Here is a 14,236-nt window from a genome sequence, read left to right as displayed (position 1 = left end):
CTCCGTGTCAGATGAGGTCCATCGCCGCCACCTCGTCGGGGCTGCCGTAGCTGACCGGCCCCTGGAAGCGCCGACGGGCGGTGGCGAACCACCAGACGGTGGCGATGAGCAGCACCGCGCCGAGCGCGATCGGCGCGTAGTTGAAGTTGTCGACGGTGATCGGGGAGGCCTGGGGCAGCATGAACAGCACGCTGCTGAGCACGATCCAGATCACGGCGACCGCCGCCACCGGCCTGCCCCAGCGCCCCAGGTTCCACGGGCCGGGCGCGAAGTCGTCCAGCCGCAGCCGCAGGAAGATGGGCACCCCGTACGCCAGGTACAGGCCGACCACGTTGACGCTCACGATGGCGGTGAAGGCGGTGTGCGACCACAAGGCCGGAATGATCAGCACCAGCGCACAGGCCGCGGCGAGCCACACCGCCTTCACGGGGGTGCGGGTGCGCAGCGACACCGAATGCCACCAGCGCGACCCCGGCATCGCCCCGTCCCGCGAAAAGGCGAAGATCTGCCGGGTGTTGCTGGTCATGTTGGCCAGGCCGCAGAACAGCATGGCCCCGATCACGATCAGCAGGAGCAGCTTGGCGGTGCCCGCGCCGAGCGCGTCGACGAGGATCTGCACGGGCGGGGCCGCCGAGGTGATCTCGGCCGCGTAGTCGCGGATCGCGTACACGAGGGCCAGCATGAGGACGAGTCCGGCGAGCGCCGAGTAGATGATCGCGCGCATGATGCCCTTGGGCGTGTTGACGGTGGCCCTCACCGTCTCCTCGGACATGTGGAAGCTGCCGTCGAAGCCGGTGAACGTCCAGCTCGTCACGAGGAGGCCCAGCATCGCGGCGTACAGACCGTTGCTGAACCCGGTGCTGTTGACGAAGTGCGTCGCGAACGAGGCCGGCTGGTGCGAGGAGGGCTTCACGGTCAGGGCGACGACGATCACCACCATGCCGACCAGGAGCCACCACACGGAGATCCGGTTCACCAGGGCGACCAGCTGCACGGTGTAGGTGTTGGCGAGCGCCTGGACCAGCAGGATCGCCGTCGCGATGGCGACCGTCTGCTGTTGCGTGGGCTCGTACGAAGGCCACTGCATCCCGATGAACGCCTGGATGAAGGTGGCGGCGGCGTAGTTGGTCGCGGCGGTGCCGCCCACCTGGCCGACGAAGTTCAGCCACCCCGTGTACCAGGACCAGGCGCCACGATGGCGCTTGGCGAGCTTGCCCGCGGAGAAGTACAGGGCGCCGCTGGTGGGGTAGGCGGACGCGATTTCGCCCATCGCGGCGCCCACGAACAGCACCATGACCGAGACGCCGATCCAGCCGAAGACGAGAATGCGGGGGCCGCCCGCTCCCATTCCGAAACCGAATGCGGAGAAAATTCCGGAGATTATGTTGATGATGGTGAAGGATATGGCGAAATTGTCGAAGGCGTGAAATCTCCGGGTGAGTTTCCGGGGATATCCCATCGCGTGCAGCGTGGCATCGTCGTCGAATGCCACGGATGATTCCCGGTCTCGGCTCGACGAGCGGGTGTGGGACGTGCGCTCGGACACAGTGGCAACCTTTCCTCGGGGGTGAAAAGACGCGTAGGTCTCGCGGGCGGGTCTGCGGCGCCGGTGGTGATCAGGCCGGTGCGGGGGTCGGGAGTCCGCAGGACCTCCTGGCCCTGGTCAGCTGTTCTCCGGGGTCGCCGAACGCGCTCCAGGGCATGCGCGAGGCGTACGGGCCCATGGCCGTGAGGACTTCCCGTGCCTCGAATTCGCGCTTCGCCATGAACAGGGCGTGCGCCAGATAAGCCAGATCGAGGACCGGCGTGAAACGGTAACTGGCCGCCTGCGGAAACCAGTTGTGGTAAATGCCGAGGATGGTCGCGGCCCATTGCGGCTGTTGCCAGGTGTGGTCCGCGAGGAGGACGTTCGGGTCGTAGTCCTCGACGAGGGCGACCAGGGGCAGGAGCCGCAGCGCGGAGGTGGCGGGCGCCCGGTGGCTGAGGAACGAGGCGACGTCCCACCGGGCGCTCGCCGAGCCGCCGTGACGGGTGAAGAAGCAGGCCAGGAAGCGGTGATGGGCCTCGCGGTGCCAGGGGTCGAGCCGCAGCACATGGGCGAACATCTGCCAGGGGCCGGGCGGCGCGGTGAGCAGCCCCCTCGGGGCGGGATCGCGGGGTCCGTCGATGCGGGCCAGGGCCAGTTGGGCCACCCACGGGGTCGGGTCCTGGGGCAGCAGCCGCGCCGCCCGCATACAGGCCGCCTGCGCTATGCGCAGCAGGGCATCGGCCCGGGCGTCCCCGGCATCCGCCATGCGCAGTGCGCGGATCATCGCCACGCGCGCGCCCAACAGGGCCGCTTCCGGGCCGGGTTCCTCGGCCATCCAGCGTTCCGCGAGGTCCGAGTCGGCCGCTTCCGAGGCCAGGACCAGGGACCGGTGGGCCCTCAACTCGTAGTCGCCGCGCGCCTCTTCGAGCACGTTGTGGGCGCCGAGGTAGCGCCCCGCCCGCACGTCCGTGCACGCGCGTGCCAGCTCGCGATCGTCGGCCGCCGGATGCCACACGTAGTGTCCCTCGAACGAGCCGGCAGCCACGATCCTCTCCCCGTCCCCGCAGACGACACCCTGCGTCCTACGAATTCCAGCCATGCGGAATTACGCCGGAGTCCGAGCTCTTGCGCAGGTTCACCGACAGCGATCCACACCTTACTCATCCTTTAGGAGTATCGAAACTAGCCGCCCGGAATATCTCGTTCCGTGCACTTTAGGGACGGGTCGCAGGTCGGGTTCAGGAGCGCATATCCATTGGCTTTGAGTCAGTTTCCGGTGGCGCATTCCCGTCGCTGTCGCGGGCGGGTATGTATTCGGCATATTCGGGGACGCGGGTGTCGCCTCCGTGCTACGGCCCGCGTCGGAGCGCGGCGCCCGCCGCCGTGGCCGACAAAAGTCCAAGTCCGGCCGACGGATGTCCGTGGACGGTGTGCCGCATGGTGCACAGACTGCCCACCACGCGGTCGGCCACGCCGCCGGCGAGCACCGTTCACCGCTCCCACATCAGAAGGAGTGCCCGTGTCCTCCCCCACCTTCAGAGCAGTCGCCGCCGTCGGCGCCGCGGTTCTGGCGCTGGCCGCCGCGGTGGCGCCGCCCGCGGCGGCCGCGTCCCCGGACGCCACGTACACGATCACCGTCGGATCCCCCGTGCCGTACGCGCACCCGACGGACACCCCCGCCTCGACCTATGTCGACAAGGACGGCACGTTCTACTTCCAGCAGTCCGCCACCCTGTACGGCGCGAAGGACCCCCGGTACTGGGACTTCTTCACGGGCACCGACATGGACAGTGCCTCGCGGTCGAGCGCGATCAGCGACGCGGTGAACCCGGCCAACGCCAACGACAAGAACAACGACACCACCTATCGCTGCAACAACAGCCCGACCGGCCTGGAGGCGACGTACGCGGTCGGCAACGCGGGCTATTCGCAGAAGAACTACTGCGACCTGTCGGGGATGTGGGTCGACCCGGACACCGGCGACTGGTACGGGCTTGTGCACAACGAGTTCACCCCGGCGCCGTTCAACGACGGCATCCACTTCGACGCGATCGACTACGCGGTGTCGAAGGACCAGGGCCGCACCTGGACCATCAAGGACCACGCGATCACCTCGCCGTACAGCACCAAGCGCGGCGACACCACGCAGTTCCCGCACGAGACGTACTCCTACGGCGACGGTGACCAGCGGTTGTTCGTCGACACCGCGTCGGGCTACTTCTACGTCTATTACGGCTCGCGGATCGTCGCGAAGGGCGGCAACTGGGAGGACAGCCTCGCGCATGTCGCCCGGGCGCCGATCTCCTCGAAGATGGCCCGGGGCTCCTGGCAGAAGTGGTACGACGGCCACTGGTCGCAGCCGGGTGTGGGCGGTCTGGAGAGCAACATGGTGCCGGTCGACGGTGCCAGTTCCACCGGGTACACGCCGGTCTCCGGTGACTACGACCCCGCCAACGCGGGCACGGTGAGCCAGCAGATCGCGGCGGGTCAACTCCCCACGAAATCACCGCTGTTCGTCATGAACATCACCTACAACGCCTACCTGGGCCTGTACATCGGCGAGCCCGAGGCGGTGAACGGGACGGCGCCGCAGCGCTTCTACGCGACCGACGACCTCGCGAGCCAGAAGTGGCACCTGATCGGCGACACCGGCAGCTACACCAACAACTCCTGGTACCGGTGGTTTCTCGACGGCGCGAACCGCACCAACTCCACCATCGTCGGCAAGACCTTCAGGTCGTACTGCTCCATCGACTGCCAGGGCGGTGCCGGCGGCGAGTACGTGGACGTCACGGTGGGCTCCTCGGCGCCCGCCGCGCCTCCGGTCGACGTCACGAAGTCGTACCGGATCGGCAGCGGAGACGGCCGGGTCCTGGCCCAGGTCCTGGGCGGCTCGTCGACGACCTCGGGCGCGTCGGCCACCGGATCCGCCCTGGAGTCCTGGGTGTTCACGGCAGACGGCGACGGCTCGTACCGCATCGCCAACTCCTCCACCGGCCAGCTCCTGGGCGTCCCCGCCACCACCAAGGCCGGACGTGCCTGGGGAGCCAAGCCGACCGTCGCCGCCGCAGGGTCGGGCGGCCCCACGGTGGGACAGCAGTGGTTCATCGTCCCCGTGGCCTCCACCGGGTCCTATCGCCTGGTCAACCGGTACAGCGGTCTCGTACTCGGCCTGTCCGCGCAGGCCGGCCGGCTCGCCGAGACCACACCGACCCGCAGCTGGACCGACACCACGGGCAGCGCGGTCGGCGGCGCCCGCAGCGCGGCCGAGCAGACCCTCACTCTCACCCCCACCGGCTCCGCGACCGGCGGGTCCCTGGACGGCACCCACACCCTGGTGGCCTCGGGCAAGGCGCTCGACGACCCGGGCCACTCGACGACCCAGGGCACCCAGCTCATCACCTGGAGCCCCAACGCGGGGGCCAACCAGAACTGGGTCTTCATCCGGCAGTCCGACGGGAGCTACCAGATCGCGGGCGGCGAGTCGAAGCTGTGCGTCGATGTCAGCGACAGCTCCAGTGCGGCCGGGGCGAAGGTGATCCAGTGGGCCTGCACGGGCGGCGCCAACCAGCACTGGGCCGTCACCGCCCTGGCCGGTGGCGGATACACGGTGAAATCCAAGTCCAGCGGACTGCTGCTCACCACGGCCGCCACGACCGACGGAGCACTGGTCACCCAGCAGCCGGACACCGGCTCGGCGCTCCAGCACTGGTCGATCGGCTGAGTGCGCGCGGCCCGGTCGTCGCCGCAGGAGGGGATCGACGACCGGGCCGCCCGCTGGACACAGCGGCGCCGGGCGCCCACCGGAAGGGCACCACTTGAACGATCAAAATCAGCGGGGGGTTAGCATATGAGCGCCGCCTAGCTCGAAAGATGAACCTGTGACTGTCAATGACGACTCGTTCACCAACTGGAAGAACCGCGAGGAGATCGCGGAGTCGATGATCCCCATCATCGGGAAGCTGCACCGCGAGCGGGACGTCACGGTCCTGCTGCACAGCCGCTCCTTGGTGAACAAGTCGGTGGTCAGCCTTCTGAAGACCCACCGATTCGCCCGCCAGATAGCCGGCGAGGAGCTCTCGGTCACCGAGACGCTGCCCTTCCTGCAGGCTCTGACCACCCTCGATCTCGGCCCCTCCCAGATCGACATCGGCATGCTCGCCGCGACGTACAAGGCGGACGACCGCGGCCTTTCGGTCGAGGAGTTCACCGCTCAGGCCGTCGTCGGCGCCATCGGCGAGAACAAGATCGAGTGCCGCGAGGGCCGCGACGTCGTCCTGTACGGCTTCGGCCGCATCGGCCGCCTCGTCGCCCGCCTGCTCATCGAGAAGGCCGGCTCGGGCAACGGCCTGCGGCTGCGCGCCATCGTCGTCCGCGGCGGCGGCGAGGCGGACCTGGTCAAGCGCGCCTCGCTGCTGCGCCGCGACTCCATCCACGGCCAGTTCCAGGGCACCATCACGGTGGACGAGGCGACGAGCACGATCATCGCCAACGGCAACACCATCAAGGTGATCTACGCCAACGATCCGTCCGAGATCGACTACACGGCGCACGGCATCAAGGACGCCATCCTCATTGACAACACGGGCAAGTGGCGTGACCGCGAGGGTCTTTCGCAGCACCTGCGCCCCGGTATCGACAAGGTCGTCCTGACGGCCCCGGGCAAGGGCGACGTCCCCAACATCGTCCACGGCGTCAACCACGACACCATCAAGCCGGACGAGCAGATCCTGTCCTGTGCCTCCTGCACTACCAACGCGATCGTCCCGCCGCTGAAGGCGATGGCCGACGAGTACGGCGTGCTGCGCGGCCACGTGGAGACCGTCCACTCGTTCACCAACGACCAGAACCTCCTGGACAACTACCACAAGGCCGACCGCCGCGGCCGCTCCGCGCCGCTGAACATGGTCATCACCGAGACCGGTGCGGCCTCGGCCGTGGCCAAGGCGCTGCCCGACCTCAAGGCGCCGATCACCGGCAGCTCGATCCGCGTGCCGGTCCCGGACGTCTCGATCGCCATCCTGAGCCTGCGCCTGGGCCGCGAGACCACCCGCGAGGAGGTCCTCGACTACCTCCGCGACGTGTCGCTGCACTCGCCGCTGAAGCGCCAGATCGACTTCACGACCGCTCCCGACGCCGTTTCCATGGACTTCGTCGGCTCGCGCCACTCCTCGATCGTCGACGCCGGCGCGACCAAGGTCGACGGCGACAACGCGATCCTCTACCTCTGGTACGACAACGAGTTCGGCTACTCGTGCCAGGTCATCCGGGTCGTCCAGCACGTCTCCGGGGTCGAGTACCCGACCTATCCGATGCCGGTGCTCTGACCGCGCGGACCCGCTGACCTGGAGGGCAACCGGATGCGACGGCATCCGGTTGCCCTCCGGGCGTTTCCGGGCCCGCCCGGCGGGCCCGTTCCCGCGTTGCCGCCTATCGTGAAGAGCACAAGATCGAAGAGGCGTCGCGCGGGCAGGTGCATCGTGAACGGGTCCGGCATCGACTACGAGGTGGTGTTCCGGGCGCTGCCCGGCCCGGTGGCCCTGCTGACCACGGACCTCGTGTACGCCGAGGTCAACGACTCCTTCCTCGCCATGACGGGCCGCACCCGGAGGCAGGTCGTCGGCCGCTACATTTTCGACGTCTTCCCCGACAACCCCGGCGACCCGGACGCGAGCGGCATGCGCAACCTGTTCGCCTCGCTACGCCGGGTCGCGGAGACCGGCGAGCGCGACACCATGGCGCTGCAGCGCTACGACGTGGTGGATCCCTCACGTCCCGGTGTGTGGGAGGAGCGGTACTGGAGCCCGGTCAACACCCCCGTATTCGATGAGGACGGCAAGGTGGTCCTGATCCTGCACCGGGTGGAGGAGGTCACCGAGCTCATGCGCGCCCGCGACCGGGCCGGCGGGGCGGACGGGGACCGGGCCAGAGTGCTTGAGGCCGAGCTGTACACCCGGGCCCGGGAACTCCAGGAGCTCAACGAGCGGCTGCGCCGGGCCCACGCCCGCGAACACGAGGTCGCCCTGTCCTTGCAGGCCGCGATGCTGCCCGCGCCGGGGCCGCTCGGTGAGCGCAGCGCGGCGGTGCGCTACCGGCCCGCCGTCGGCGCGCTCAACGTGTGCGGCGACTGGTACGACCTGGCCGAGCTGCCCGGGGACCGGCTCGCGGTCGCCGTCGGCGACGTGGTCGGCCACGGACTGGCCGCCGCCGGGGTCATGGGTCAGCTGCGCAGCGCGCTGAGCGCGGCCTCCCGCGTGGCCGACGGCCCCGCCCGGGCCCTCGACGTGCTCGGTCTGTACGCCCGCTCGGTCGAGGGCGCCGAGTCCACGACGGCCTTCCTCGCCGTCATCGACTGGAGCGATCACACCCTGGCCTACAGCAGCGCGGGCCATCCCCCCGCGGCCCTGCTCCACCAGGACGGCACAGTGGAATTCCTGGACGGCGCGACCGACCCTCCGCTCGGCGCCCGCCCCGAGCCCGTGGCCCGCCCGCAGGCGACCGCGGCCTTCGCCGCCGGGGCGAGCCTCGTCCTCTATACCGACGGACTGGTCGAGCGTCGCCACGAGGACATCGACAAGGGCCTGCGCCGACTCGCCGCATCCCTCACCCGCCACCACGGCGCCGGCCCGGAACCCCTCGCGGACGCGATCCTGGCCGACCTGATGCCGTCCGGCGGCGCCACCGACGACACGGCCTTGATCGTCATCGGCTTGTGAGGTCGTCGTTGGCCTGTGAGGCGTGGCTCCGCCCGGGACCGCGCGTCGTGCCGATCCCGGGCTGATGGAGCGTCAGGCCGCGTGCCTACCAGTAGTGCCTCCGTCCGCCGACCGCGTGGCCGACCGATCCCAGAAGCCACAGGATGGCGCCGATGACGAGCAGGATGATTCCGATGGTCCACAGGATGGAGATGCCGGTCACGAAACCGACGACCAGGAGGATGACTCCGAGGACGACCATGGTGCCCTCCGATCTCGCGGAAGAGTTCCAGCTCCTGCTATCCAGAGTAAATCGGTGCTGAGCATTGTGGGCGAGCCGAGCACCATGATCCTGCCCCCGACGGCCCCGCAGTCGAACCAGCGGCCTTCCTCGCGGAGCGCCTGGCGCTACCCGTTGGTCAACCGCACCTGCAGATCCACCTCCTGGTCGCCCGCCGCACTGCCCGCCGTCTCCACGGCGAAGGCCGCTGCGAGCGTCCGGCGCAGCCGGTCCACGGCGACGGGTCCGCCCTGCAGATCGGCCGTGACGGGCCCGGCGAGCAGCACCCCGGCGACCTCGGCCGGCGCGTGGTCGACGACGAAGCTTCCGGCCCACGCGGCCGGGCGCGGCCCCTCGCGGCGGCCGGGCACGGTGCCCGCCCGGTCGGAGGCGAAGTGGGCGCCGAGCACCTCGAAGACCGCGTCCGCGTCGGCCACGGAGCACTCGCCGAGCATGACCTGCACCAGGTCGGGGGAGTCGGATCCGGCGCCCGGGGAGGCCGAGGAAGGTGAGTCGTTCACGCTGTTCTCCGTGCTTCTCGCTCGCTTGAAGGGCCAGGTCGAAAGGGGCGTGGCGTCAGTCCCGGCAGAGACAGAAGGGGCAGTCCAGGGCCACGGGGCAGTACGTTGCGATGGCCACTGTGGCCTCCTCGGTGTCTCGTTCGCTCAGAGTTCACCCATTGCCGAACCCCTCCGGCCGAAACCTCGCCGTTCACCCGGCGCGCGACAGGTTTCGGGTGCGGAGCCGGGGCAACCCGTCGCGGTTCTCGCCCTCGCCAGGTACGAGGAGTTCATGCTGGGCGGGGGTGCCGACACGCCGCGTGACCCGTCGGCCCGGGGCCCCGGGGGCCCACGAGATGTTGCGGTCCGCGAATGGCGGCATGATCGGCAGTGGGCGGCGGCCCCCGGGCAGGGCGGAACGAAAGGCGTGGGCACATGGCACGTGCGGCTCTCTTCGATGTCGACGGGACCCTCGTCGACACCAACCACCTGCACGTGGTCACGTGGTGGGAGGCGCTGCGCCAGGCCGGACACGACGCGGCGATGCACGACATCCACCGCGCCATCGGGCTCGGCTCGGACGACCTCGTCGCGCACCTGCTCGGCGAGGACCGCGACCAGGACGAGGACGGGAAGCTCACCGCTGCGCACACCGCCCTGTACGGCACCTACTTCGAGCGGCTGCCCCCGCTGGACGGAGCCGGGAACCTGCTGCGGGAGCTGGCCGCCCGGGGCTGGCGCATCGTGCTGGCGACGTCCGCGGGGGGACCGGAACTGAAGGCGCTGCGCCGCGCCATCGACGCCGACGACGTCATCGCGGGCGTCGCGAGCGCGGACGACGTGAGCGAGGGCAAGCCGGCCCCCGACCCGGTTCGGCGGGCGCTGGAGCTGGCCGAGGCGGATCCCGCGCAGGCGGTGTTCGTGGGCGACACCGTCTGGGACATGAAGGCGGGACGCGCCGCGGGCGTGCGCACCGTGGCGCTGCTCTGCGGAGGAATCGCCCGAGCGGACCTCGAAGAGGCCGGCGCGCTGGCCGTGTACGCGGACACCGCACAACTGCTGTCCCAGCTCGACACCAGCATCTTCGCCCAGATGGAGCGCGGCGAATGAACACCGCAAGCCGGATGACCTGAAAGCTTTCTGCGCGGCACTTCTCGACCCGCTCGCGCACCGACCGCTCCGGAAGGCACTCTGGCACCCAGGGTGCCTTTCGCATGTGCCGGTGCGAGGTTTCCTCTCCGCGCCCCGTGGTAGTCCGCTAGTGCGTTCCTTGCGTACGAAGGAACGAAGGCGCTGGACGGGTTGGGACCATCAGCCGCCGGCGCCGCCGTGTCAGGCCCCGAGTCGGCGTCAAGGGGTGGTGGCCTCGGTCGTGATGAGGTCGGTCAGGGCCGGGAACCCCGCCGTCGGTCAGGGCCTGGCGCCGGCGGTAGGCGACGACCTCGGAGTGCGGCTCGCGAGCCCCCGGACCTCATGCCTCGCTGAGGCACGACGTGTCGTCCCACCGGGCCGGCTCGTAGGGCTCGATGTCGAAGCACTGCAGAGCGGGGAGGGTCGCCGCCGCGCTCAGAGTGGGCAGCGGCGGCAGCGGACGCAGTGGCCGCAGCGCCTGCGGCTGGGCGGTGAGGGTGAACCAGACGACCTTGCCGCCGGGGGTGGTGTGCGTGCCCCAGCTGTCGCTGAAGTGGGCGACCAGGGCGAGCCCGCGGCCGCGTTCGGCGAAGGGCCGCGGTCCGCGGAGGCGCGGCAGGCGGGGGTCGGTGTCGGCGACGGAGGCGGTGAGCCGACCGCGGGCCCAGCGCAGTTCCAGGACGCAGTCGTGGTCGCCCCGGGCATGGCGGTGGACGTTGGTGAGCAGTTCGCACACGCCCAGGCTCACGGGCTGGATGACGCTTTCCAGGCGCCAGTGGCGCAGGTGGGCGGCGACGATGCGGCGGACCTGGGGAATGCGGTCAGGCGTCGCGGCGAGGCTCAGGGTGTACTTCCGGGGACTGTCGATGGTGACCACTGCGGCTCCCTTGTCGGCAGGAGCGGCTCGCCGGCCACTCCCGCGTCCGCAGCCACGCGAGGCCTACCAGAAGTAGCCGATTGAGCACAGCGCGGATTTCTCCAGCATGACCCGTACGGCCGCATCCGCAACACGAAGCGCCGCGATCTGTGGCAGGGGGCATCGGTGCCCGCCGCCGGCCCGTCGGCGGGCACCGGCCGCGCGGCGGCGGGATAGTGGAAGCGACCATGGCCGACCGGCTGGTGTGGGGGACTACTGGAAGCGAGGGTTTTCGTGACGCCCCCATCAACAGACTCCACGGCCCAACTCGGCTCCGGCGCACCGGTGTTCGGGGCGCCGTGCTGGGTGAGCCTGATGGCCCGTGACTTGAGTGCCGCCACGGATTTCTACGGCGCGACGATGGGCTGGACGTTCGTGCCGGCCGAGCTGGGCGAGGAGTTCCGGGTGGCGCTGGCGGACGGGGTTCCGGTGGCCGGGATCGGGGCGCTGGCGCCGTCCCTCCAGGTCGCGGTCGCCTGGACGCCGTACTTCGCGGTCGAGGACGCCGATGTCACCGCGGCCCGCATCCGCGAGCGGGGCGCCACGGTCGCGGTCGGCCCGGTGGCTCTGCACACCGGGCGGGGCGCGCTGGCCGCCGACCGGGACGGGGCCGTGTTCGGGATCTGGCAGGGCCCGCTCGTGTCGAACTGGGAGGCGTGGCGCGACACCGCGCCCGCCTGGACGCGGCTGCACACCCGCAACGCGTTCGACGCCGCGATCTTCTACGGGGAGGTCCTCGACTGGGCGTGTGACCGGCCCGGCTGCTGCGACGTCCAGTACGAACACGAGGAAGTCGTCCTGCGGCACGCCGGACACATCGTCGCCCGCCTCACCTCCGGCGCCGTCGAAGCCGCCCCCGATCCCAGCCTGCGCCCGCACTGGCACACCCACTTCGCCGTCGAGGACCCCCACGGCCACGCGGAGAAGGCCCGCGCCAACGGCGCCACCCTCCTCGCCGACGGCATCTCCGCCACCGGCACCTGGGTCCGCCTCAAAGACCCCGACGGCGCCACCTTCACCCTGAACGGCACGAAATAGGTCCGTTCCCCGCGTTGCGTTCACCCTCAAGCGGGGGCAGCATGCCCGGGCCGGGGCCGGGTCCGGTGCCGAGCGTGGAGGTGGCGTCGATGTGCCGTCTGTTCGGACTGAGTAGTGCCCCGCGCCGCAGCCGGGCCACCTTCTGGCTGCTCGACGCCCCCGACAGCCTCACGGCGCAGAGCCACCGTGACCCGGACGGTACGGGCCTCGGGTACTTCGACCCCGACGGCACGCCTCAGGTCCGCAAGGCCCCGGACGCCGCGTACGAGGACCGCGACTTCGCCCGGGAGGCCAGGCAGATCTGCTCGGCCACCTTCCTCGCCCACATCCGGCTCGCCTCGACCGGCGGCCTCACCGCCCCCAACACCCACCCGTTCCAGCAGGACGGGCGGCTGTTCGCGCACAACGGTGTCGTCGAAGACCTGCAAGCCCTGGAGGCCCGCCTTGGCCCGGATCTGTCCCTGGTCGCCGGAGACACGGACTCCGAGCGGATCTTCGCGCTGATCACCCGCGAGATCCGCGCCGCTCGGGGCGACATCGGCACCGGCATCGAACACGCCACGCGCTGGATGGCGGCCCAACTCCCCCTCTACTCCCTGAACTTCATCCTGACCACCCCGGACGAACTGTGGGCCCTGCGCTACCCGGCCACGCACGAGCTGTACGTACTGGAGCGCGAGGCGGGCGGCCCGCACGGGGCCCGGCACCTGGACCACAGCGGCAGCGCGGGCCGGATGCGGGTCCATTCCGGGGATCTCGCCGACACCCCGGCGGTCGTCGTCGCCAGCGAGCGCATGGACGAGCATCCCGAGTGGCGGCTGATGGAACCGGGCGAGCTGCTCCACGTCACGCCCGACGGCAGCACGCGGCGGCGGATCGTCCTGCCGGACCCACCGGCCAATGCGCTCAGGCTCGACGACCTCTCCGCCCGGGCGGCCCACTCGCAGAAAGCGGGCGGGTGAGCGAAGCCGACAAGGCACGGAGTCCCGGACGGCGTGGCCCGCTTGGGTTCAGTACCCCACGCGGTGACTGTGTGTGACTGTTCGGGATGCGCGGGGCTCAGGGCGCTGTTTGTCTGGAGACATCTGCCCCCCCGAATAGCAGGAGTGATCATGAGCGTTGCAGACGAGTTCGGTGCCCGCGCCCAGCAGATGCGCCAGAAGGCGGAGCAACTGGAGCAGGCCGCCGAGCGCGCGTCCGACCCGGCGGAGCGCGAGCGGCTGAAGGAGAAGGCCCGCCGTCTTCAGGAGCAGAGCAAGGCGTCGGGCGACAGTAGCGGCATCGACCCCATGTGATCCGAGCTTCGCGGCGGCCCCTCGGCTACCACGAGGAGCCGCCGTGCGCCCAACTACGTCTCTGTCTAAGAGAGTTGACTGCTGCTCACCCAGTCACAACGCCCGGCAGTGCGAGGCTGCCGAGCAGGGCCGTGCCCACCGTGCCGGCCAGACCCGGGGCCAGGCCGAAGGTCAGCGCCCCGGCGTCAAAGTGGCGTACGCGCCGAGGGAGTTGATCACCCCGAAGGCGAGCGCGCCCTGGACGGCCTTCGCCTCCTCGGCGCGGTAGCCGGTCAGGGCGTACGCCACGACGCTCATCAGCTCGAAGAAGACGAAGGCGTTGAAGAGCTCGCCGGTGAGCGCGAATCCGCACATGCCCGCCTGGAAGAGCAGGACGAGCGCCGGGAAGGAACCCGCGTGCCGGTGCGGGGGTTCGCCGAAATCCCGGAGTCACCTTTTTGGCCCGATTTCTTGGGCTTGCTCATGAAAGCACCGTCGGCAGGCGTGCCACCGACGGCGCGCTGTGCCGGCGCTTTGGGGGAGCGCCCTTGAGAACCGGTGCTTGCGCGGCCAACCAGTACCCGGCGCTTCCTCGGTCAATCACCCGGCCGGCACAAGGCGATCGCGACCCCCGCCGCTCCCCGCCGTCAGCCGGATGGCGGTGCCGGGACCGGCATGCAGGGCCACCGACGGGATACCTGGCTAGGGTCGGAGCTGGGAGAGGCCGCTCCGGCAGCTGCCGCTGTCGTGTCGCGTGGGGCGGCCGCTCCGTGTGGCGGCGTACCCGCACCCCGCCCCGGCCTCGGAGAGAGGTACTGGCAGATGCAGTCATCGCCGGCCTGCGCCTCACCCGCAGCGGGCGGACAGGGGGGCC

At 70.4% G+C, this 14,236-nt stretch carries 12 protein-coding genes and 1 pseudogene; 7 read left to right on the top strand and 6 right to left on the bottom strand.

Annotation, left to right across the window (positions count from 1 at the left end; all coding sequences use genetic code 11):
• Positions 1-7: 7 nt before the first annotated feature.
• Both OHA17_RS03075 and OHA17_RS03070 read right to left on the bottom strand, forming a co-directional pair.
• Positions 8-1,459 (bottom strand): amino acid permease, encoded by a 1,452-nt coding sequence (locus tag OHA17_RS03075; protein WP_398873963.1) that lies wholly within the window; start codon positions 1,457-1,459, stop codon positions 8-10.
• Positions 1,460-1,616: 157 nt separating this feature from the next.
• The gene (locus OHA17_RS03070; protein ID WP_406503793.1) at positions 1,617-2,573 is read right to left on the bottom strand and encodes a hypothetical protein; all 957 of its coding nucleotides are present in this window, start codon (positions 2,571-2,573) and stop codon (positions 1,617-1,619) included.
• A gap of 474 nt (positions 2,574-3,047) precedes the next feature.
• Between OHA17_RS03070 and OHA17_RS03065 the strand changes: the two genes are divergently transcribed.
• The 3 genes from OHA17_RS03065 to OHA17_RS03055 all read left to right on the top strand — a co-directional run bounded on the left by OHA17_RS03065 (position 3,048) and on the right by OHA17_RS03055 (position 8,244).
• Complete coding sequence (locus tag OHA17_RS03065; RefSeq protein ID WP_406503792.1) at positions 3,048-5,252, top strand: RICIN domain-containing protein; 2,205 nt, start codon at positions 3,048-3,050, stop codon at positions 5,250-5,252.
• A gap of 157 nt (positions 5,253-5,409) precedes the next feature.
• Entirely contained in the window at positions 5,410-6,855 is a 1,446-nt protein-coding gene (locus OHA17_RS03060) for a glyceraldehyde-3-phosphate dehydrogenase (protein WP_406503790.1), read from the top strand.
• 153 nt (positions 6,856-7,008) lie between these two features.
• Complete coding sequence (locus OHA17_RS03055; protein WP_406503788.1) at positions 7,009-8,244, top strand: PP2C family protein-serine/threonine phosphatase; 1,236 nt, start codon at positions 7,009-7,011, stop codon at positions 8,242-8,244.
• An 85-nt stretch (positions 8,245-8,329) separates the two neighbouring features.
• Here the strand turns inward: OHA17_RS03055 and OHA17_RS03050 are convergent, their stop codons facing one another.
• A complete protein-coding gene (locus OHA17_RS03050; protein WP_199827121.1) occupies positions 8,330-8,485 on the bottom strand; it encodes a DUF6131 family protein in 156 nt (51 codons plus the stop codon).
• 146 nt (positions 8,486-8,631) lie between these two features.
• Complete coding sequence (locus OHA17_RS03045; protein WP_406503786.1) at positions 8,632-9,024, bottom strand: hypothetical protein; 393 nt, start codon at positions 9,022-9,024, stop codon at positions 8,632-8,634.
• Between the two features lie 414 nt (positions 9,025-9,438).
• Between OHA17_RS03045 and OHA17_RS03040 the strand changes: the two genes are divergently transcribed.
• Positions 9,439-10,113 (top strand): HAD family hydrolase, encoded by a 675-nt coding sequence (locus tag OHA17_RS03040; RefSeq protein WP_406503784.1) that lies wholly within the window; start codon positions 9,439-9,441, stop codon positions 10,111-10,113.
• Positions 10,114-10,474: 361 nt separating this feature from the next.
• Here the strand turns inward: OHA17_RS03040 and OHA17_RS03035 are convergent, their stop codons facing one another.
• The gene (locus OHA17_RS03035) at positions 10,475-11,011 is read right to left on the bottom strand and encodes an ATP-binding protein (RefSeq protein ID WP_406503782.1); all 537 of its coding nucleotides are present in this window, start codon (positions 11,009-11,011) and stop codon (positions 10,475-10,477) included.
• A gap of 273 nt (positions 11,012-11,284) precedes the next feature.
• Here OHA17_RS03035 and OHA17_RS03030 point away from each other — a divergent pair, with 273 nt between their 5' ends.
• The 3 genes from OHA17_RS03030 (at position 11,285) to OHA17_RS03020 (ending at position 13,383) form a co-directional block, all read left to right on the top strand.
• A complete protein-coding gene (locus tag OHA17_RS03030) occupies positions 11,285-12,088 on the top strand; it encodes a VOC family protein (RefSeq protein ID WP_406503780.1) in 804 nt (267 codons plus the stop codon).
• An 89-nt stretch (positions 12,089-12,177) separates the two neighbouring features.
• Positions 12,178-13,050 (top strand): class II glutamine amidotransferase, encoded by an 873-nt coding sequence (locus tag OHA17_RS03025; protein WP_406503778.1) that lies wholly within the window; start codon positions 12,178-12,180, stop codon positions 13,048-13,050.
• Between the two features lie 150 nt (positions 13,051-13,200).
• Positions 13,201-13,383, top strand: a complete 183-nt coding sequence (locus tag OHA17_RS03020) for a DUF6381 family protein (RefSeq protein ID WP_398873639.1) — start codon at positions 13,201-13,203, stop codon at positions 13,381-13,383.
• A 186-nt stretch (positions 13,384-13,569) separates the two neighbouring features.
• Here OHA17_RS03020 and OHA17_RS03015 read toward each other — a convergent pair.
• Positions 13,570-13,809: pseudogene (locus OHA17_RS03015) on the bottom strand (NADH-quinone oxidoreductase subunit D); the annotation flags it as partial.
• Positions 13,810-14,236 lie beyond the last annotated feature (427 nt).

Origin of the sequence: Streptomyces sp. NBC_00212, from assembly GCF_045206365.1 — a bacterium.
GTDB lineage: Bacteria > Actinomycetota > Actinomycetes > Streptomycetales > Streptomycetaceae > Streptomyces.
This window is presented reverse-complemented; position numbering and strand designations above follow the sequence as displayed.